This window comes from Rossellomorea sp. QJM3NY_18 (genome assembly GCF_056173145.1).
Map to the genome: position 1 here is coordinate 4,197,037 of NZ_CM149659.1, position 19,580 is coordinate 4,216,616.

Here is a 19,580-nt window from a genome sequence, read left to right on the forward strand (position 1 = left end):
GGAGGATTATTCATGGGTAACCGTACATATTTGAACAAAGTGTTTTGGATTTCAGCTATTATTCTGTCCATCTTAGTTGTTTTTGGCGCTTCTTTTCCGAAACTTTTTGCACAAGGAGCGAATGCAGCCTTTGGTTTCACCACCTATTCGTTTGGATGGTTTTATCTTGTGTCCGTATTTTTCTTTGTGCTATTTCTACTGTTTCTTATGGGAAGTAGATACGGGAAAATACGTCTCGGGAAGGATGAGGAACGGCCACAGTATCCATTCTTCACATGGATAGGAATGTTGTTTTCCGCCGGGTTCGGGATTGGACTTGTGTTCTGGGGGATTGCAGAACCGATGAGCCATTTCTTTGAAACTCCGATCCCGGGTGTGGAAGCACAGACGGAAGAAGCCGCACGCCTCGCAATGGGGTATGCCTTTTTCCACTGGGGAGTCAGTCAATGGTCGGTCTTTACGATTGTCGGGTTGATCATTGCCTACTTTCAATTTAGAAAAGGAGACAATGGACTCGTTTCCACCTCTCTCACACCCATGATCGGACAACGTAAAGGGTCACAAGGCATTAAAAATACGATTGATATACTCGCGGTCATTGCAACCGTCATGGGTGTCGCTACTTCACTCGGCCTCGGGATCCTGCAGATCAATGGAGGATTGAGTTCCGTCTTTGGAATAGGAAGTGGCACATGGACTCAATTGGTGATTGTATTGATCCTGCTCATCCTTTACTTAGCATCCTCCACAACAGGACTTGATAAAGGTATTAAATGGCTCAGTAATCTCAATTTATCCTTGGCTCTTTTTCTGATGCTCTTTGTGTTCATCGTCGGTCCGACAGTCTTTATCTTAAACACATTCACACTTGGAATCGGTGATTACATTTCGAATTTCATCCGCTACAGCCTTCGTCTCACACCTTATCAGGGAGGCACATGGGTACAGGACTGGACGATTTTCTACTGGGCATGGGCCATCGCCTGGTCTCCATTTGTCGGTGCCTTTATCGCACGGGTATCACGAGGGAGGACCATCAGGGAATTTATTGTAGGCGTGTTGGTCGTTCCACCACTCATTGCCCTCATGTGGATCGCCGTCTTTGGGGGAACTGCCCTTCACCTGGACTTATTCAGCGGTACCTCGATTGCGGAAGGGGTCAATAAAGATGTGACGAGTGCCTTATTTTCAACATATGGTGAACTTCCCTTTACCATGGTCCTGTCTGTCCTATCCATTCTGTTGATCTTTACCTTTCTCATTACGTCGGCTGACTCAGCGACATACATTTTAAGTAGTATGACGACAGAGGGGAGCTTGAACCCTCCAATGATCGTGAAGGTCGTCTGGGGAGTATTGATTGCCGCCATAGCAGCTGTATTGCTCGTATCCAGTGGTCTCGAGGGATTACAGACCGCTTCTCTCGTCTCTGCACTGCCATTCACAGTCATCCTGATCTTCATGTGTGTGACGTTATTCCGGCTTCTACGGAAAGAAAAAAGCAAAGCCCGTCCTGTAAAAAAATAACCCTTAGAGGTTGGGACAAAAGTATTTAGTTGAAAGAAAATCCGAACGATCATTCGAAATTCTTTTTTGAAAATCGAAATCGTTCGGATTTTTCATTGGATGTTTACGTAAACATCGTTGCTTTAAGATGTAGTAAGTAGTGGTTGATTTCCGCTACAGGTGCTCGCTTTCCGCGGGGCTGGCGGTGAGCCTCCTCAGCTGTGCCTGCGGGGTCTCACCTGTCCAGCTACAGCGGCTAGCCCCTCGAGGTCATAAGCTAAATGGACCAAGAAGGCAAAAAACGCTTTCTTAGCCCATTCATCTTATGCTTGTCGGGGCTGGTCAAGCCGCTTCCGCTTTTCGGACTGTCCAGCGTTTCCCGCAGGAGTCGAGCACCTTCCGCTCCAATCAACTTTCCAAGCGTAAGTGTTTCACTATCATTTTGTAATGTCGAGATCGTTTCACCTATTGCATACATCAAATGTTATTCTATTAGTGGCAGTGACCTTAACCGTTACTTATACAAATACTCTTTCTAAACAGATGTGAATGATTCATTCTGCTTCGACACACCCCAAATGATCGAAAATCAGAAAACTATAGTCTGCGTACGGATAACACCAATTTTGTTGAATGACCCTTTTGTTATCATTGCTAAAGCACATTCAGTATATATAGCAGGATCTAGCTTTTGATTGGAGTGCAAGACGAAGACTCCTACGGGAAAAGCGGAAAAGGTGAGACCCCGCAGGAGCGAAAAGCGACGAGGAGGCTCGCCTTCCGCCCGAGGAAAGCGAAGTCTTGCACGGAAATCAAAAGCGGTGTAGCAAGCAATCCTAACTAAATTTATGTTTGTTCGCCTTTAGAAGAAATGGATTTTGTTATGTCCCATCCTCTTTTTCATTTTCTATAATTCACACAAAATGAAAGGATTTTCATTCATCACTATAGAAGAATAGTATGGAGGTATATTTTTATAAGGGGGATGAAGATGAAGGGACTTATTTCATTATCTAACAAAATCATGCAGCGTTATTTGCCGGATCCATTTTTATTCGTGGTCATTTTAACGTTGGTCGTGTTCGGCCTTGGGCTCATTTTCACTGAAAGTTCAAGTCTTGAGATGGTTCAGTATTGGGGGGATGGATTCTGGAGCCTGCTTGCCTTTTCCATGCAGATGGTACTGGTCCTTGTGACAGGGTACGTTCTTGCGAGCAGTCCTCTATTTAAACGGTTCCTCGGGTTTCTTGCTTCGTTTGCCAAATCTCCTGGTTCTGCCATCGTCATCGTGACCGTGGTTTCCATGATTGCAAGCTGGATCAACTGGGGATTCGGACTTGTCATCGGGGCATTATTTGCAAAAGAATTGGCCAAGCGGGTGAAGGGCGTCGATTACCGATTGCTCATCGCCAGTGCATACTCGGGCTTTGTCGTCTGGCATGCAGGGTTCTCAGGATCGATTCCGCTTTCGATTGCGACTGATGGTCATCCGTTTCAGGATTTGATCGGGGTCATTTCGACCAATGAAACCATCTTTGCCACGTCCACTCTCATCATCGTTGCAGCATTATTTATCGTCCTTCCGATCACCAACAGGATGTTAATGCCATCGAAAGAAGAGACGATAACGGTTGACCCCGAGCTCTTCAATGAGACAGCTGCCACCCTTGAAAAAGAAGCGATGACTCCTGCCGATAAGCTTGAAAATAGTATGATCTTATCGATTATTGTGGCGGTGCTCGGAATTGTGTTCTTATTCTCATACTTTGTTAAAAATGGTTTCGCACTAAATTTAGATATCGTAAACTTTCTGTTCCTCTTTCTCGGCATTCTTTTTCACGGTACGCCGAAGCGCTTCCTTGCGGCTGTACAAGAGGCCATTAAAGGAGCAAGCGGGATTGTCATCCAGTTCCCTTTCTACGCGGGGATCATGGGGATGATGACTGCATCCGGACTCGCTGTCGTCATGAGTGAAGCTTTTGTATCGATTTCAAATGATGCGACGTTTTATTTCTTCGCCTTCCTGAGCGCAGGGATTGTCAACTTCTTCGTTCCTTCTGGTGGCGGACAGTGGGCTGTTCAGGCTCCAATCATGCTCGATGCCGCTCAAACCCTTGATGCATCGGTCGCCAAAACTGCCATGGCCGTTGCATGGGGTGATGCATGGACCAATTTGATCCAGCCATTCTGGGCTTTGCCGGCTCTTGCCATCGCAGGACTGAAGGCAAAGGATATTATGGGCTATTGTGTGATCATCCTTGTCATCAGTGGCGTGGTCATTTCACTGGGGTTACTATTTTTATAATGGAATAAGCAGTGCTATTCTTCCGGATGGTGTTTTTTACCTGGAACCATAAAAAGGCCGGCCTCCTAAGAGACCGGCCGGTATGTATAGAAGCTCATTATCTTTTATATTCGCTTACCTTCTATCGTACACTTTCCCTTCTCTCCAGCTCTCCTTCTAACATCTCAATAAATTCTTCTTCCAATCCTTCTTCCTGCGCCAATTGGTAGACATTGGCCAACTGTTCTTCTGTAAGTTTTGTTAAAGATGTCATCGATTACAACTCCTGACCATCTAAGGTATGAATTCTTTATACCCACATAAACAGAGGTTAAACCCATATTTTCAAATTATAAAATCTTTTTTTAGTTCGATATTCACCTTCTACTCATGTTATTATTGAAATTTTATAAAATTTTAGTAAAATGGTAAACATACATAAAGATAGCGCTTTCTTTTCTGATATTATAGATTTACTGGATATTATTAATACTTTATGTTTCACCCCGCCTTCCTTTGGGAAAACCTACTGAGGGATACATACATTCCCTTCCTCTAACTTTCTGTGGACAAATTTATATGTATGCATTAAAATGAATAATGTTTCATTTTCCGTTACTACTACTTCTGAGGTGAATTTATGAATCAGCAACATCGCTTTACACTAACAAGTCATTTACGATTTATCATCCCTTCCTTATTGGGAGTTTTTCTATTTATGATACCGATCCCGGGGAAAGACGGAATTACGATACCGATCGCGGTCTTATCCGGGCTTCTACAGGATTGGATCGGCAGCTATGTACCTTCCATTATGACAGGCTTGATCATCCTGACGGTCATCGGCACGTTCATCACAAAGCTCGCACACCCGGATTTCATTGAAAAATCACCGTTTTTTACAAGTCTATTCGATGTCAGGCCTGTATGGGCCGTTGTCAGAGTAGTCGGCGCCATCTTTGCCGTGATGACTCTGTTTAAGCTAGGGCCTGAGTGGGTCTGGTCAGATGCAACAGGGGGACTTCTATTAAACGCGGACGGACTTCTTACTATTCTTTTTTCTGTATTTCTTTTTGCAGGACTTTTCCTGCCGCTATTATTGAATTTCGGATTACTCGAATTATTCGGTGCACTTTTAACGAAAATTATGCGTCCTGTATTCGGCCTTCCGGGTCGTTCTTCCATTGACTGCTTAGCGTCGTGGCTTGGGGACGGTACGATCGGCGTATTATTGACAAGCAAGCAATATGAAGATGGTTATTATACGAAGAAGGAAGCAGCGGTCATCGGGACAACCTTCTCAGTCGTATCCATCACCTTCTGCCTTGTCGTCATTTCACAGGTGAATCTTGGGGAATATTTCATTCCATTTTACCTGACCGTATCTGCCGCAGGACTTCTTGCAGCGATTATCCTGCCGAGGATCCCGCCTTTATCCCGTAAACCTGACACGTATTTCAATGGTCAGGAAGGGAAAAACACGATGGAAGAGATCCCTGAAGGGTACAGCCGTGTCGGTTATGGCTACGAGCAGGCCCTTGTACAGGCGAAAAACAACAACAGTGCCTCGAAGTTCTTCACAGATGGAATGAAAAATGTGCTGGATATGTGGATGGGGGTGGCACCGATCGTCATGGCGATCGGGACAACGGCCCTGATTGTTGCCGAGAACACAAAGTTCTTTGAATACATTGGGATGCCGCTTATTCCGATCCTGGAGCTTCTGCAAATCCCGGAAGCAACGGAAGCATCACGCTCCATCCTTGTCGGGTTTGCTGATATGTTCCTACCGGCCATCTTCGGATCGGGAATTGAAAGTGAGCTGACGCGCTTTGTCATCGCCTGCTTATCTGTCACACAATTGATCTACATGTCTGAAGTTGGCGGACTGCTCCTTGGTTCCAAGATCCCGGTCGATTTCAAGGATCTGGTCATCATCTTCCTGCAACGTACATTTTTGACGTTACTTGTGATTGTAGCGATTGCTCATATGATCTTTTAGAAATATGAAACCCAGGTTCGGATCCGAACCTGGGTTTTTTGATAGGAATAAGTATTAATGCTTTTGAACCACCGGAAACGTCACTTCCACTTTCGTTCCCTTATTCACCTCAGAATCAATCTGAAGGGATCCTTTATGGTCTTCGATAATTTTTTGACTGATGGTAAGCCCGAGTCCCATGCCCTTTTCCTTCAGTGTGAAGAACGGCTCTCCCAGTCGTTTCAATCGATCTGGAGGGATACCTGTCCCTTCATCCTCGATGATGATATGAATGGACTCGTTCCTTATTTTCCAGTCGACATCGATTTCCCCTTCAACCATCGACTCTATGGCATTTTTAATAATATTGATAAAGACTTGTATGCATTGATTCTTATCCCCGAACACATGAATCGGGGATGATGGTAGTTGGATGTTCAATGTGATGCCTTTAAGAAGGGCTTCATGCCCCATGACCTTGACCACATACCTCAGGACGTCACTCATATCAAAAGGTTGATATTCCCTCATTTGAGGCTTGGATAAAATGAGGAGCTCCCCAACAATTTGATTGATCCTGTCCATTTCAGAAGACATGACTTTAAGGTAGTGGCCGGATACATGCTCGTTTTCTTCCAACAGTTGAATGAAGCCTTTGATGCTTGTAAGGGGGTTTCTGATTTCATGTGCGATCCCTGCCGCAAGTTCCCCCACAACGGAAAGCTTCTCTTTTCTTAACAGCATTTCTTCTGCAATCTTCTGTTGGGAAATATCCCTGCCGATGATGACCAGTCCCTTTCGTTCCTGATTCGAATGGAATAAAGGGACTTTAATGACGTCAAAGGTTTTGAACTCTCCGTTTGGAAGATAAAACCCTTCCTCGCATCGGGTGACTTGTTCTGCTTTCCATGACTCCTCATCGGAATCGATGCAATAGTCAAAGGCGTCTTTAAAGAATGGAACCAGCTTGCCCAGCTCCCTATCCGTCTTGCCGACATAATCAATGTCCTCAAGATTATACAGCTTACGTCCAAACTGATTCACCTTCAACCAGCGCCCCTCCCCATCCTTGAAACAGACAAAATCGGGTAGCGAATGAAGAAGGGTCGAGAGCTGATTTTCTTCTTCTAATAATTTCTGGTGCTTTAGCATAAACCGATTTCCTTCCTTTAACAGGAAGAGGAGAACCGCTGCTGCCGCACTCACCAGAAGAAGTGAAGCGATGATGTTCCAAGGCTTATCAAGCATGAGTATAGCGAGGATCTGAAACACGAATAGAGCCATCATGATCATGATTAAATTGTGAAATGCATGTGTCTTTGTACGATTCATTTTCTCAATCATTTTAGTCACCCGTCTCACTCATACTTTTTATTCAAAATAAATTAAATATATAGGGTCCAATCGATGTGATATAAAAGAGGACATAGACTCCCATACCTATATAGTTCATATGTACCACCCTCCTAATTAAACCAAACCAAGTAATCGTCCGTTAATTGATTGGGAGAATGCGCAGCATAACTTGGGTCCGATTGACGAAGTCAACACGTTCGGTCTGAAATTTCAGATATTAATATTCATTTGAAAATATAGACACGATGGCGGGACTGAAGTTTGGCATAATCGAGAAGCGTTTTCACCATTTTTTTCCACAAAAGGGAACTCTCTCTTTCATTATATCATGGACCTATCAGATATTGTCACTTTTTGTCGTATTTTCTAAGACATTTTGAACAGTGAAAAAAGGATCCCCATGAACGGTTTCACAGGGATCCTTTCTCTTATTTCGTTTTCAATTTACCCAGCATATCTGATGTCATTTTCGCTAAATCGTATTCCGCTTTAAAGCCCCATTCCTTCATGGCTGCACTTGAATCGATGGCGTTTGGCCAGCTCTCAGCAATGCTTTGGCGAACGGGATCGACGTGATAATCCAGCTTGAAATCCGGCTGATGAACGCGGATCGCTCCGGCGATGTCTTCAGGCGCCACGCTCATGGCTGACACATTGAAGGAATTGCGATGCTCAAGCTTTGAACCGTCCGCTTCCATCAGGTCGATGATCGCATTGAGGGCATCCGGCATATACATCATATCCATGTAAGTACCTTCACCAATATAGGAAGTATACTCATTATTCTTGATTGCCTCGTAGTAGATTTCTACAGCATAGTCCGTCGTTCCACCGCCTGGGAGGGTTTCATATGAAACAAGTCCAGGGAAGCGCAACCCTCTGGTGTCCACTCCAAATTTCGTGAAGTAGTAATCTGAAAGAAGCTCGCCTGATACTTTGTTCACCCCGTACATGGTCGTTGGGCGCATGATTGTATCCTGTGGTGTGGAATCCTTTGGTGTAGATGGGCCGAATGCTCCGATGGAACTCGGTGTGAAGAATTGGCATCCTAATTCTCTTGACGTCTCAAGGGCATTCACAAGTCCGCCCATGTTCAGATTCCAAGCGAGAAGCGGTTTCGCTTCTGCCGTCGCGGATAACAGCGCGGCCAGGTGAATGACCGTATCCACGTTATGTGTTTTCGCAATATCAAACATTTTCTCGCCATTGGTGACGTCAAGTTGTTCAAACGGTCCATTTTTCACAACCGGACTATCCGTTTCACGGATATCCGTTGCGATAACGTTATCTGAACCGTATACTTCACGCATTTTATTGGTGAGCTCAGAACCGATTTGTCCAAGAGCACCCGTTACTAAAATCTTTTTCATCGTCTTTCCTCCTGCATTTACCTTTGGTGATATCGTAAACATATAGGGACGGCTATGTAAGTCGCGCCCTATACGGTTTGTACTGTTTGATTAGATAATATCCATTTCTTTTCCGACTTTCTCATATGCTGCTATCGCCTGATCAAGCATTTCCTTCGTATGTGCAGCGGAAGGCATGTTTCTGACACGTCCTGCTCCCCTTGGTACAGTTGGGAACACGATTGATTTTGCATAAACCCCTTCTTCATAGAGACGCTTACTGAAGTTCTGCGTTACCTGTTCTTCACCGACGATCACAGGCGTGATAGGTGTCTCACTGTTTCCGATATCGAATCCAAGCTTCGTCAGCTCTTCCTTCAAATAACGGCTGTTTTCCCACATCTTATCCTGAAGTTCCGTTGAATTCATAATAAGATCAAGGGCTTCCGTACAAGCCGTCACATCTGCAGGTGTCAGAGATGTGGAGAATAGGAATGGACGTGAACGGACCTTCAACCAATCGATCAGGTTTTGTGTTCCCGCCACATATCCGCCGACTACACCGATCGCTTTCGATAATGTACCCATTTGGAAGTCCACTTTATCAGACAGGCCAAAATGTTTGACCGTACCGGCACCTTTACCAAGGACACCTGAACCGTGAGCATCGTCTACATACGTCATGATATCGAATTCCTCAGCGATTTCAACGATTTCAGGGAGCTTACATACATCCCCGTCCATTGAGAATACACCGTCTGTGATAATCATGATTTTATTGTATTGACCGGAATTCTTAGCTTCTTTCGCTTTCGCACGAAGATCTTCCATATCGGAGTGACCAAAACGGATGATCTTGGCTTTCGATAAACGGCACCCGTCAATGATGGATGCATGGTTCAGTTCATCTGAAAGAATGGCATCATTCTTATCCATCACAGCTGAGATGGCTGCCATATTACAGTTGAATCCTGATTGATAAGCGATCGCTGCCTCTGTTCCTTTGAATTTCGCAAGCTTTTCCTCAAGCTTCACATGAAGATCCAGCGTACCGTTGATGGTACGGACAGCTCCTGCTCCAACACCGTATTCTTTCACCGCTTCAATGGCAACCCTTTTCAGGCGTTCGTCTGTAGCAAGTCCCAAATAGTTATTTGAAGATAAGTTCACGAGCTTTTTCCCGTTAATGGTGATCACCGGTCCATTAGCTCCTTGCAATGGATCGATTTCATTATACAAACCGCGTGATTTTAAATCTTCAAGGTTCTCTTGTAGAAAGTGATCTAATGTCTTGCTTGTCATATACTCGTCCTCCTGTTATGTAAGCGTTTTAAAAACAAATGTCCACTCCAAAAATACAATATTTATCAGTTGGTTCTTTGTGTTTTCTAAGGATTATTCTATTTTTTAGTTTAACATGTTTTTTCGTGATGGACAAAAATTATCTTCAGTTTTCGGGTTAATGTTAGTGTTCCCCTAATGGTTGAAGTTAGTTGATTTTATTTGGCGAAAAATAAAAGATGAACAAAAGCCGTCACTTCTGTTCATCCAAGTCCGTTATTTAACTATTTTGCCTTCGAGACGGTGTTGGAGTATGGCTTCGTGCATTCTTCTCAGGGCCAGGCCGACCCGTTCCTTGGGACAGGCGATGTTCATTCGGACGAAGGATTGGCCGCTTTCTCCAAATTTGAAGCCTTCGTCAAATTTGACCCGGGCTTTTTCTAAGAAGAATCTGCAAAGCTCTTCCCCTTGCATATCCAACCCGGTACAGTCGATCCAGATCAGATGTGTGGCCTGTGGCTGGATGGCTCTAAGCTCCGGCAGATGCTGCCCCAGATAGTTCTCTACATACTGTTTATTCTCTTCCAACACCATCAGGAGCTCTTTCAGCCACGGTTCCCCTTCCTCATAAGCCGCGATCGTGCCTTCGATTCCAAACACATTCGGCCGCATTAACCCAAAGCCGGTGAGCTTGTCCTGATACTTCTCCCTTACGTCTTCACTGGGAATAAGGAGGATGGAGGTTTGCAGCCCCGCTATATTAAACGTTTTACTTGGAGCTGCACATAGAATACTTCTGTCCAACAGACTCTCATCCCCTTTAAAGAGAGGAATATGTTCATTTCCTTCGTACACTAAGTCTCCGTGCATTTCGTCGGAGATGATCCATAAATCATGACGTTTGGCAATATCACCGATTTTCCTCAGTTCTTCAGCCGTCCACACCCGCCCCACAGGGTTATGCGGGCTGCAGAGGATAAGGATTTTGGTTCTTGAGCGACTCGCTTTCTCTTCCAGATCGTCGAAATCGATGGAATACATACCATCTTTATAGAGCAAAGTATTCTTCACCACCGAACAGCCATGATTCTCAATCGTGCTATAGAAAGGATAATAAACCGGATCCTGAATGATGACACCGTCTCCAGGCTCAGTCAGCACGGACAGCAGTATATTGATTCCGGGAATGATCCCGGGACTGAAGCTGATCCATTCTTTATCAATATCCATCTGGAATCGCCTTTTCCACCATGACATAATGGACTCAAAGTATCGATCGCTAAACGTCGTATAGCCGTAAATGCCGTGCCGAGCCTTCTTGTTCAGTGCTTCCACAATGGCAGAAGAAACCTGGAAGTCCATATCTGCTATACACATAGGGATCACATCCCCTTTTGGAAACGACCATTTAACGGAGTGAGTATTCGTTCTCTCGATGCAATCATTCCAATTCATATCCCAATGCCCCTCTCGAATCTATCTTTCTTTACTTTATACTAGATTGGGGCCCGGGTGAATACAAACAAATAGGAATTTCCCCTTATCTCTTTGCGGGACCCCTTGCTACTTTACCGTTTTCTCCACCTTAGCTTTTCGATTCACATGCTTCAATCCTTCTCGTATGCTTAGTGGAGCCAGCTCCTCTGAAGCAATGAAATTTTCCACCGCTTCTGGATTCGTTTTTGAATACTCCCTTAAGGCCCAGCCGATGGCCTTCTGGATGAAAAATTCATTGGATTGATGGTGCATTTTGATGTATCTGAATAGGCGAGCCTCATCGGTTTTGTCCTTATATTTCAATTGATGGAGTATGGCGATGCGGTTCAACCACATATTATTCGATTGAATCCATTTCTCTAAGTATGTTTCATCTTCTTCTTTACGATAGATTTTCCCTACATGATTGGAAGCAATATGATCAATCGTATCCCACCAGGATTTCGTTACGATCATGTCTTCCAAAAGGGGAAGATGCTCTTTTGTTAAGTACCTTGATTGTTTATCGATCAGGCCGAGAGCGGCATATTGGCATTCTCGCTGTGGCCGAGACCAGAGTGAACGGACAATATCCGGCAATTCTTCAATAGGTGGTTTGCCATTCTCCTTCAGAAAATCACGGAGCAAGAGAGTGCGTTCCGGACTCCTGATGCCAAAGAACTCAAATTGATTCCTCATATAAGCTTCCATGGCTTCCCGATTTTCACTGTTTTGATGATCCTTCAATAGAGCAATCAGTTTATCAGCATACTCATGACTCATGTAACGTCTCCTCCTTTTGACGTTCCTCACATTCAAAACAACAGCTCTTTCCATCCCCGGTTTGGACACCGTTAAAGAAACCGTCCAAACAATAGAGAGGCTTTTGACAGAAACAACAATAGTCTACAAGCTCTTTCATACTCCCACCCATTCCTTCTCACATAATAGATCCCGCTTACCTGAACTCTATTCATACTTCTGGACGATCGTTTGAAATACCTTTTAGAATGTAAAAAAAGACAACCCTTAGCTTGCTAAAGGATTGTCGCGTTTTGTCATCTGTCTTGCAATGAGAAAGTGAAGCAGCTTTTTGCTTTGAGGCAGTGAAAATCCAACGATGGAACCGAGTCCGAGTGCGATGATCACGGTACCGATCCCGACTGGTCCGCCCAATAACCATCCGAAGAAGAACACGATGATTTCCATTCCATTCCGAACCCATTGAACTCTCCAACCCGTTTTCTCAACGACCAGCAGCATGAGACTATCCCGAGGCCCCGCTCCGAGGTCCGCTGATACGTACAGACCGATTCCATATCCGATCACCACGATCCCAATAGCAAACACGATGGTTTGAGCCACAAGCGAATGAGGATCAGGCAGTATAAAATTGAATACATCTATGAAAATGCCAATTAACAGCATATTAATAAAAGCCCCGGCTTTAGGAAATGACCTGGTCCCGACACCTGTCACAAACAGGATGATGAAGCCCACAATGATGGACCACGTCCCGATCGTCAGACCAAGTTGCTTGAATAACCCATAATGAAATACATCCCAAGGCCCGATTCCAAGGTCTTTCCCCTTGATCGTCAAGCTGATGCCAAACGACAGTACGAGCAGTCCCACAAAGAAAAACGACCAGCGTAAACTCTTTTCTTTATTCATGAAAATCCCTTCCTACATCATAGTCAGTTCATTTATTACCCGGATAACTGTATCACAGAATGCCGGACAAAAAAATTTCAGAAAGCCTATGGGTTTGGTGGGGATAACTTAGTAAGGGGGGAGTTGTTGCGCGTGCGTTCTATTGTTTTTTACATTTATTGTTAATTAGCTGGATTTCTTGGGGTTTTGGCTGGATTTTCGCCGAAAACGGCTGGTTTTATGGCTATTCCCGCTGGTTTTTCACGAAAAACGGCTGGATTATCGGACAAATCGGCCGGATTCAGGATGGCTCACTCTCTCAAAAACAATAAACCATCCTCTACTCTTCAATCATTTCAATGATTTCTCCATCGGGACCAAAGAAAAAAGCCACTTTCCATCCATTTTCAAGAAGAAGGGGGCCTTCCACAGGCATCAACCCCTTCTCCTTTACGAATCCTATTTCCTTTTCAAGGTCCATTGCTTCCAATGCAATATGAAGGAATGCACATGCCGAGCCCTCACCATCCCCAGATTCCTCTATGAGCTCCAACCGGCAATCCCCCTTTTTTAAAAACAGGATGCTTTCACTGCCCCACTCAAAAATCATTTCTTCTTCAAACCCAAAATGAGTCTGATAGAACTCCTTCGATCTCTCCAGGCTCATTACATTCATCCCTATATGATGAAGTCTCATATCCATTCTCCTTACAAAATGATATTCATATCCCCAAATTCATGCCATTTATAGTTTTTTGCCAGTGCCGTTTGATAGGCATGACGCAATTTGTCCTCTGACATGAACGCCTTTAAGAGATTCAAATGACTCGCTTCCGGTTCGTGCAGCCCTGTAATGAGGCCGTCTACGATTTGGAGGGGTGTATCGCCGGATATATACAGATTGGTGACACCTTCAGCCGGCTGCAGCTGCCCGTACTGAATCATGACCGTCTCAAGTGCCCGTACAACCGTCGTACCCACTGCGACGACCCTCTTCCCCCGATCCTTTGCGTGAAGTATCTCTTCTACCGCTCCTGAACTCACCTGATAGTCTTCGGGATGGTGCTCTGGCATCGGCCAGCGATCATTTCCATAGTAACTCAAGCCTGCGTGGAGCTGGATGAACACAATGCCCACTCCTTTTTCCTTTAAGGCTTGTAATAGCCTCCATGTAAAAGCCCTTCCGGCAGAGGCCATTTCAACGGACCCCGGTACCGATCCATAGACATTCTGGTAATAATCCAGGGGCCAAGGCTCCTGGATGTATTCATAACGGATGGGCTCACCGTATCTGAAAATAAAATCCATCAGTTCACTGCCACCCTTGTTGAACTCCACCTGTACAAGCGGGCTTTCACTTCCTTGACCCTTTATGCGCCCTGATACATCTCCTGGAAAGTGAATTGGTTCCCCCGCCTGATGAAAGTCCCCAAGGATGAGGGCATCCCATGTGTTACCCCTTCTTTTCCGGGAAAGGCGAACGAGGACATTCCGGTTTCCCTGTGTCCCTTTGAGTGAAGCGGGAAGTGTTCTGCTGTTATTAAAAACAAGCACATCCCCCTCATTTAAAAAATCAGGCAGCACTTTAAATACAGCATGTTCACACTTGCCGTTCTCACGGTCCAGCACCATCAGCTTTACATCATCCCTTTCAAACCCTTGAAGCTCGATGGGTGTCGTCGCGTTCAAACGGGAGGGGATGTGAAATGAATTCGAATGTTCATTCATGCCTCCTCCCTCGCTTTCCCTTGAAACTCCTGTGCTTCAAATCTCTTACCGTGTTCCTTTGTCGAAGCCTCAGAAGCGAGGTAAAGAAAGACATCAAGGTGATCATGTGGATTCGCAAGGGGATAATCACATTCAGGTACAGCCTTGTCGTGCATTTCCGTGTCCATCTCACCCGGATCCACCATGTTCACTCGCACACCTGTCCCATTCAGCTCGTCAGCCCACGTTTGAGTCATTCCTTCCACCGCGAATTTTGAAATACCGTACGCCCCCCATTCTCCGAACCCTGTTTGGCCCGCTTCTGAAGTTAAATTTATGATGGACCCCGTCCCTCTGCTGATCATTCCGGGAAGAACCCGTTTGGTTACTAAAAATGGGTTTAACGTATTGATCCTGAGCACCTCCATAAACTCCGCCTCTGGATAATCCGCCAACAGACGCGGCCCCGGTCCAAACACAGAAGCGTTATTTATCAGAACATCAACGCTTCCCCACACTTCCTCCGTTACCGACACGAAGCGATCAACATCCCGTGCACTCGAAACATCGGCCTCACAAGCCACAACTTCAGCTCCCAATACTTTCAGTTCTTCCTCCACTTCCTTTAGTGGACCTGAGTTTCTTGCACAGATGGCCACCTTCGCTCCTTCTTCAGCGAACTTCACGGCCAATGCCTTCCCCAGTCCTTTGGAAGCACCCGTTATCATGACGACTTTATGTTCAAACATATTCCATACCCCTTTCATTTCTCTTGTTACTCCCAGTGTATGGAATTTCCGAAGGTAAAAAATCGTCTATTCGGAGTTGAACCATATAGAAAATTAGATGTAGCACCCTCTCAGTCTTTTGATGTATTTCGATAAAAAACACGAACATTAATACTGGAAATACATTTTACATTCGTGTTACAATGAGTTTGAAGATAATTAAAGCAGTGACTGGCGAAAATGTGGAATTAACCACAAGGGAGCTGCGAATTTTACAAAACATGAGCCAAAGCCGTTCGCCTGGGCAGAAGGCAAGGGGATACCCTTGTCTTTTTTTACTCTAATCAGGAGGGATTGCAGTGGAACCACTAGTATTAGACGGGAAACTTGTTGCATCTGAAATTAAGGAAAGCCTGAAATCAAGAGTAGCTGCACTAAAGGAGAAGGGAATCACTCCGTGTCTTGCAACGGTGCTGGTCGGAGATGATCCATCTTCTGCGACGTACGTCAAGATGAAGGGAAATGCCTGTGCGAAGATCGGAATGGAATCGAGGCGCATTCACCTTCCTAAAGAAACGACTACAGAAGAACTGCTTGACGTGATCGGGGAGTTGAATGATGACTCTTCCGTCCATGGGATTCTCTTACAGCACCCCGTTCCCCATCATATCGACGAACGTGCTGCCTTTGAAGCGATTTCCATTGAAAAGGATGTGGATGGGGTCACGAGCCTCGGGTTCGGTCAAAATTCATTGGGGTTTGGTGAATATCCATCCTGTACTCCGGCGGCCATCATGGGCATCATTGATTACTACGAAGTCTCCCTTGAGGGGAAACATGCCGTCGTGGTTGGAAGGAGTCCGATCCTGGGCAAACCCGTTTCCATGATGTTATTGAACCGGAACGCTACCGTGACGACATGTCATTCCTATACAGAAAATCTCCCTGACCTTCTCGCTACTGCAGATATTGTCGTGGCAGCTGTCGGCAAACCGAACTTCATCCAAGGGGAATGGTTAAAAGAAGGTGCTGTCGTACTTGATGCCGGCTACAACAAGGGGAACGTCGGGGACATTGATTATGAAGCATGCTATGAAAAGGCCAGTGCCATCACACCCGTTCCAGGCGGAGTGGGCCCTGTTACGATTTCCATGCTGTTAAAACAAACCGTTGAATCTGCAGAGAAAGATGATCGCATTCTGCAGAGTTCATAAAAAGCGATCCATTAAGAGACTGGCTGAGCCGGTCTCTTTTTTTCTTCATTCTTACTTATTTTTTCTTCATTTCGGGAGAGAATGGTAAGGAATAGAAAGTTAAAGGAGCGTTCATATGGATACACACCAACAAAATGCATTTTTCAACACACCGGAACCCTACTGGAGAGAAACGACTAAACTCCCCCTATTTAAAAAGCTGGATCAAAATATTAAAGTAGACGTGACCGTTGTCGGAGGCGGGATGGCAGGGATCACTACTGCTTACCTGTTGGCAAAAGGCGGGAAGAAGGTTGCCCTCATAGAAGCTGATCACGTCTTGAACGGCACGACAGGTCATACAACCGCCAAAATTTCCGCACAGCACGGGTTGATTTATGATGAACTCATCCAGCATTTCGGGGAAGAGTTCGCAAGGAAATATTATCTGTCCCAAACCAAGGCTATCCAGTTCATCAAGGACACCATTCATAACGAAAACGTCGACTGTCATTTTTCAGAAGAAGACGCATATGTGTATGCAACATCAGACCAATATGCAGAGAAGATTGAAAAGGAATATGAAGCGTATCAGAAGTTGGATATTACCGGTGAACTCAAAGAAGATATCCCTCTCAACCTGGATATCAAAAAGGCGGTGGTGATGAAAAAACAGGCTCAATTCCATCCATTGAAATATCTTAAAGCCCTAATCGATTCTTACACTGGATTGGGCGGCCAAATCTATGAAGGAACCCCTGCCAAGACCATCAATGAAGGAGACAGCACTCAGGTTGTCACCTCTGACGGTTATCATCTCGATAGTGAATACGTCGTCATCTGCTCCCACTTCCCCTTTTATGATGGCATGGGCTTTTATTTCACGAAAATGCATGCAGAACGCTCGTACATCATCGGGGTGAAAGCTAACAAGGATTATCCGGGAGGCATGTATATCAGCGCAGAAGATCCAACTCGTTCCCTCCGCTATGAAGTGGATGAAAATGGGGAAAAACTCATTCTGATCGGCGGGGATAAACATAAAACGGGGCAAGGAAAAGATACGATGAACCACTACAGGGCACTAGAGGAATTTGCAGAAAAGGTTGTCGGTGTAGAGGAAATAAGGTATCGCTGGTCCGCACAGGACTTGATCACCCTTGATAAAGTGCCTTATATCGGAAAGTTGACGGAAAAGCATCCCTCGATTTTTGTGGCAACAGGTTTTAATAAGTGGGGCATGACTTCCGGTACTCTTGCCGGCCAGATTCTTTCTGACCAGATCTTAGGAAATCATCACATTTATGCAGACATCTACTTACCTTCGAGGTTTGTCGCTGACCCAAGTATCAAGCATTTTTTCAAGGAGAATCTCAATGTAGCCGGCAAGCTCATTAAAGGAAAACTGCAAATCCCATCTAAAAAGCCCGAGGACCTTGAGAAAGGGGAAGGCGATGTCGTCAATTTGAACGGACGCCGATGTGGAGGGTTCCGGGATGAATCCGGAAAACTGCATGTCGTGGACACAACCTGTACCCATCTCGGCTGCGAAACCGAATGGAATCACGGAGACCACACCTGGGACTGCCCTTGTCACGGCTCACGCTTCTCCATTGACGGAGACGTCATCGAAGGCCCTGCCAAGAAACCCCTCACAAGGTTCGAATTAAACGATGGAGGGACGGACCTCTAGAGAAAATGAGGTTTTTGTCGAATATAGCCTGGGAAATAAACTGAAAAACCAAGGTATCTGACATATTTTGTCGCATGATACAGAAGAATATTTCCTGCGTAACTCCTTACACTATAGATGCTTGACTATTTTGGGAGGGATTCTGAATGGGACGCACAAAAAAAGGTAACCGCAATGCTCAAAGCAACACGAATGCTAAAAGAGGAAATCGCACAAGTTCTGAATTAGTCGAATTTACAACCGGGCAGGAAAATGCCAAGAAAAACCGACCACAAAAGTAGGAACCTGTCATAGATAACCAACAACCGGAAACAGTGGGACATCATCTGCTTCCGGTTGTTCTTTTTTGCAAGGAGGATTCTTCCTCCTCTTGGTTGAAGTCCTTTGGCTAACCGTGGCGGCCGGCATGGCTTTACTTACCAGAAAACAATAACAGAAAATCACCGTATCCTTCTTCTTCAAGTTTTTCTGTAGGGATAAACCGTAAAGCTGCAGAGTTGATGCAGTATCGAAGTCCTTTGGGACCCGGTCCATCCGAAAATACATGGCCCAGATGGGAATCCGCTTCTCTGCTCCTGACTTCCATCCGGGTGGAACGATGGGAGAGATCGTATCGTTCGCTGACGCTTGCGTCCATGACCGGCTTTGTAAAGCTGGGCCACCCACAGCCACTGTCATACTGATCTTTCGACGTGAAGAGGGGTTCCCCTGACACGATATCCACGTATATTCCATCTCTTTTGTTTTCCCAGAATTCGTTTTCATATGGTGGCTCCGTCCCATCTTCCTGGGTGACGAAATATTGCATCTCTGTTAGCTGCCCTTTTAAATAGGATCGATCCTTTGGCCAATATTTCTTCAGGAAATCTTCCCTGCTGCGTTTGTAAAGCGCATATCGGAAAGCGTTTTTCCTGTGGAAATCCTGATGATAGTCTTCCGCAGGATAAAATTCCCTCGCAGGGAGGATTTCTGTCACAATGGGGTCTGCAAACCTTCCACTCTTCTCCAATTCTTTTTTAGAGTCCATCGCAACCTTTTTTTGACTCTCATTGTGATAAAAGATCGCAGTCCGATAGGAGCTTCCCCGATCTTTGAATTGTCCTTCGGGATCTGTTGGGTCAATTTGTCGCCAGTAAAGATCCAGTAGTTTCTCATACGAAAACAAGGCAGGATCAAATAGTATCTGCACTGCTTCATAATGACCGGTTTCGCCTGACGTCACTTCTTTATAGGTTGGATCTGCCGTATCCCCGCCAGTATAGCCGGAGATGATCTCTTCGATTCCTTCCTGATTCTCAAAGGGTTCCACCATACACCAGAAACAACCTCCTGCAAACGTCGCCTTTTCCATTTCATCATTCCCTTCGTTTCAC

At 45.2% G+C, this 19,580-nt stretch carries 18 protein-coding genes and 1 riboswitch; of the genes, 7 read left to right on the forward strand and 11 right to left on the reverse strand.

Annotated features, from left to right (window positions below; translation table 11 throughout):
• Nucleotides 1-12: 12 nt before the first annotated feature.
• Nucleotides 13-1,527 (forward strand): BCCT family transporter, encoded by a 1,515-nt coding sequence (locus AC0VXY_RS21545; RefSeq protein WP_475526502.1) that lies wholly within the window; start codon nucleotides 13-15, stop codon nucleotides 1,525-1,527.
• Nucleotides 1,528-2,497: 970 nt separating this feature from the next.
• Nucleotides 2,498-3,811: a short-chain fatty acid transporter gene (locus AC0VXY_RS21550; RefSeq protein ID WP_475526503.1), complete on the forward strand. Its 1,314-nt coding sequence runs from the start codon at nucleotides 2,498-2,500 to the stop codon at nucleotides 3,809-3,811.
• A 121-nt stretch (nucleotides 3,812-3,932) separates the two neighbouring features.
• Here the strand turns inward: AC0VXY_RS21550 and sda are convergent, their stop codons facing one another.
• Nucleotides 3,933-4,064, reverse strand: coding sequence for a sporulation histidine kinase inhibitor Sda (gene sda / locus AC0VXY_RS21555; RefSeq protein ID WP_224944160.1), 132 nt, complete (start codon nucleotides 4,062-4,064; stop codon nucleotides 3,933-3,935).
• A gap of 366 nt (nucleotides 4,065-4,430) precedes the next feature.
• On the opposite strand from sda, the gene AC0VXY_RS21560 reads away from it, so the two are divergent.
• Nucleotides 4,431-5,792, forward strand: coding sequence for a YjiH family protein (locus AC0VXY_RS21560; RefSeq protein WP_475526504.1), 1,362 nt, complete (start codon nucleotides 4,431-4,433; stop codon nucleotides 5,790-5,792).
• A gap of 54 nt (nucleotides 5,793-5,846) precedes the next feature.
• On the opposite strand, the gene AC0VXY_RS21565 is transcribed toward AC0VXY_RS21560, so the two are convergent.
• From AC0VXY_RS21565 to AC0VXY_RS21590, 6 genes are all read right to left on the reverse strand, one after another.
• Nucleotides 5,847-7,103: an ATP-binding protein gene (locus tag AC0VXY_RS21565; RefSeq protein ID WP_475526505.1), complete on the reverse strand. Its 1,257-nt coding sequence runs from the start codon at nucleotides 7,101-7,103 to the stop codon at nucleotides 5,847-5,849.
• A gap of 452 nt (nucleotides 7,104-7,555) precedes the next feature.
• Nucleotides 7,556-8,497, reverse strand: coding sequence for an L-threonine 3-dehydrogenase (locus tag AC0VXY_RS21570; RefSeq protein WP_475526506.1), 942 nt, complete (start codon nucleotides 8,495-8,497; stop codon nucleotides 7,556-7,558).
• A 90-nt stretch (nucleotides 8,498-8,587) separates the two neighbouring features.
• Nucleotides 8,588-9,778, reverse strand: a complete 1,191-nt coding sequence (locus AC0VXY_RS21575; protein WP_475526507.1) for a glycine C-acetyltransferase — start codon at nucleotides 9,776-9,778, stop codon at nucleotides 8,588-8,590.
• Between the two features lie 255 nt (nucleotides 9,779-10,033).
• Nucleotides 10,034-11,212 (reverse strand): MalY/PatB family protein, encoded by a 1,179-nt coding sequence (locus tag AC0VXY_RS21580; protein WP_475526508.1) that lies wholly within the window; start codon nucleotides 11,210-11,212, stop codon nucleotides 10,034-10,036.
• Between the two features lie 108 nt (nucleotides 11,213-11,320).
• On the reverse strand, nucleotides 11,321-12,016 hold the full coding sequence (locus tag AC0VXY_RS21585) for a DNA alkylation repair protein (protein WP_475526509.1): 696 nt from the start codon (nucleotides 12,014-12,016) through the stop codon (nucleotides 11,321-11,323).
• 246 nt (nucleotides 12,017-12,262) lie between these two features.
• Nucleotides 12,263-12,907 carry a YczE/YyaS/YitT family protein gene (locus AC0VXY_RS21590; protein WP_475526510.1) on the reverse strand — a complete coding sequence of 215 codons (645 nt, stop codon included), beginning with the start codon at nucleotides 12,905-12,907 and terminating at the stop codon, nucleotides 12,263-12,265.
• Nucleotides 12,908-13,065: 158 nt separating this feature from the next.
• Between AC0VXY_RS21590 and AC0VXY_RS21595 the strand changes: the two genes are divergently transcribed.
• Nucleotides 13,066-13,218 (forward strand): hypothetical protein, encoded by a 153-nt coding sequence (locus tag AC0VXY_RS21595; protein ID WP_475526511.1) that lies wholly within the window; start codon nucleotides 13,066-13,068, stop codon nucleotides 13,216-13,218.
• An 8-nt stretch (nucleotides 13,219-13,226) separates the two neighbouring features.
• Here AC0VXY_RS21595 and AC0VXY_RS21600 read toward each other — a convergent pair whose 3' ends face one another.
• The 3 genes from AC0VXY_RS21600 to AC0VXY_RS21610 are packed head-to-tail and all read right to left on the reverse strand — an operon-like array spanning nucleotide 13,227 to nucleotide 15,342.
• Complete coding sequence (locus tag AC0VXY_RS21600; RefSeq protein ID WP_475526512.1) at nucleotides 13,227-13,583, reverse strand: VOC family protein; 357 nt, start codon at nucleotides 13,581-13,583, stop codon at nucleotides 13,227-13,229.
• A gap of 11 nt (nucleotides 13,584-13,594) precedes the next feature.
• The gene (locus tag AC0VXY_RS21605; protein ID WP_475526513.1) at nucleotides 13,595-14,614 is read right to left on the reverse strand and encodes an S-adenosylmethionine:tRNA ribosyltransferase-isomerase; all 1,020 of its coding nucleotides are present in this window, start codon (nucleotides 14,612-14,614) and stop codon (nucleotides 13,595-13,597) included.
• Nucleotides 14,611-15,342, reverse strand: coding sequence for an SDR family NAD(P)-dependent oxidoreductase (locus AC0VXY_RS21610; RefSeq protein WP_475526514.1), 732 nt, complete (start codon nucleotides 15,340-15,342; stop codon nucleotides 14,611-14,613). The genes AC0VXY_RS21605 and AC0VXY_RS21610 overlap by 4 nt, the downstream gene beginning before the upstream one ends.
• 196 nt (nucleotides 15,343-15,538) lie before the next feature.
• Nucleotides 15,539-15,634: riboswitch (ZMP/ZTP riboswitch) on the forward strand.
• A 46-nt stretch (nucleotides 15,635-15,680) separates the two neighbouring features.
• Between AC0VXY_RS21610 and AC0VXY_RS21615 the strand changes: the two genes are divergently transcribed.
• The 3 genes from AC0VXY_RS21615 to AC0VXY_RS21625 all read left to right on the forward strand — a co-directional run bounded on the left by AC0VXY_RS21615 (nucleotide 15,681) and on the right by AC0VXY_RS21625 (nucleotide 18,488).
• Nucleotides 15,681-16,535 (forward strand): bifunctional 5,10-methylenetetrahydrofolate dehydrogenase/5,10-methenyltetrahydrofolate cyclohydrolase, encoded by an 855-nt coding sequence (locus AC0VXY_RS21615; RefSeq protein WP_435988903.1) that lies wholly within the window; start codon nucleotides 15,681-15,683, stop codon nucleotides 16,533-16,535.
• A gap of 115 nt (nucleotides 16,536-16,650) precedes the next feature.
• Entirely contained in the window at nucleotides 16,651-18,207 is a 1,557-nt protein-coding gene (locus AC0VXY_RS21620; protein ID WP_475526515.1) for an FAD-dependent oxidoreductase, read from the forward strand.
• 146 nt (nucleotides 18,208-18,353) lie between these two features.
• Nucleotides 18,354-18,488, forward strand: a complete 135-nt coding sequence (locus AC0VXY_RS21625; protein ID WP_435988901.1) for a hypothetical protein — start codon at nucleotides 18,354-18,356, stop codon at nucleotides 18,486-18,488.
• 131 nt (nucleotides 18,489-18,619) lie between these two features.
• Here the strand turns inward: AC0VXY_RS21625 and msrA are convergent, their stop codons facing one another.
• On the reverse strand, nucleotides 18,620-19,558 hold the full coding sequence (gene msrA, locus AC0VXY_RS21630; protein WP_475526516.1) for a peptide-methionine (S)-S-oxide reductase MsrA: 939 nt from the start codon (nucleotides 19,556-19,558) through the stop codon (nucleotides 18,620-18,622).
• Nucleotides 19,559-19,580: the final 22 nt, after the last annotated feature.

Bases quoted from the DNA above. Each gene is read 5' to 3' on its own strand.
- AC0VXY_RS21610 (WP_475526514.1), bottom strand. From the start codon at position 15,342: ATGTTTGAACATAAAGTCGTCATGATAACGGGTGCTTCCAAAGGACTG.
- msrA (WP_475526516.1), bottom strand. From the start codon at position 19,558: ATGGAAAAGGCGACGTTTGCAGGAGGTTGTTTCTGGTGTATGGTGGAA.
- AC0VXY_RS21565 (WP_475526505.1), bottom strand. From the start codon at position 7,103: ATGAATCGTACAAAGACACATGCATTTCACAATTTAATCATGATCATG.
- AC0VXY_RS21605 (WP_475526513.1), bottom strand. From the start codon at position 14,614: ATGAATGAACATTCGAATTCATTTCACATCCCCTCCCGTTTGAACGCG.
- AC0VXY_RS21550 (WP_475526503.1), top strand. From the start codon at position 2,498: ATGAAGGGACTTATTTCATTATCTAACAAAATCATGCAGCGTTATTTG.
- AC0VXY_RS21575 (WP_475526507.1), bottom strand. From the start codon at position 9,778: ATGACAAGCAAGACATTAGATCACTTTCTACAAGAGAACCTTGAAGAT.
- AC0VXY_RS21590 (WP_475526510.1), bottom strand. From the start codon at position 12,907: ATGAATAAAGAAAAGAGTTTACGCTGGTCGTTTTTCTTTGTGGGACTG.
- AC0VXY_RS21570 (WP_475526506.1), bottom strand. From the start codon at position 8,497: ATGAAAAAGATTTTAGTAACGGGTGCTCTTGGACAAATCGGTTCTGAG.
- AC0VXY_RS21625 (WP_435988901.1), top strand. From the start codon at position 18,354: ATGGGACGCACAAAAAAAGGTAACCGCAATGCTCAAAGCAACACGAAT.
- AC0VXY_RS21620 (WP_475526515.1), top strand. From the start codon at position 16,651: ATGGATACACACCAACAAAATGCATTTTTCAACACACCGGAACCCTAC.
- AC0VXY_RS21545 (WP_475526502.1), top strand. From the start codon at position 13: ATGGGTAACCGTACATATTTGAACAAAGTGTTTTGGATTTCAGCTATT.
- AC0VXY_RS21560 (WP_475526504.1), top strand. From the start codon at position 4,431: ATGAATCAGCAACATCGCTTTACACTAACAAGTCATTTACGATTTATC.
- AC0VXY_RS21585 (WP_475526509.1), bottom strand. From the start codon at position 12,016: ATGAGTCATGAGTATGCTGATAAACTGATTGCTCTATTGAAGGATCAT.
- sda (WP_224944160.1), bottom strand. From the start codon at position 4,064: ATGACATCTTTAACAAAACTTACAGAAGAACAGTTGGCCAATGTCTAC.
- AC0VXY_RS21600 (WP_475526512.1), bottom strand. From the start codon at position 13,583: ATGAGACTTCATCATATAGGGATGAATGTAATGAGCCTGGAGAGATCG.
- AC0VXY_RS21580 (WP_475526508.1), bottom strand. From the start codon at position 11,212: ATGAATTGGAATGATTGCATCGAGAGAACGAATACTCACTCCGTTAAA.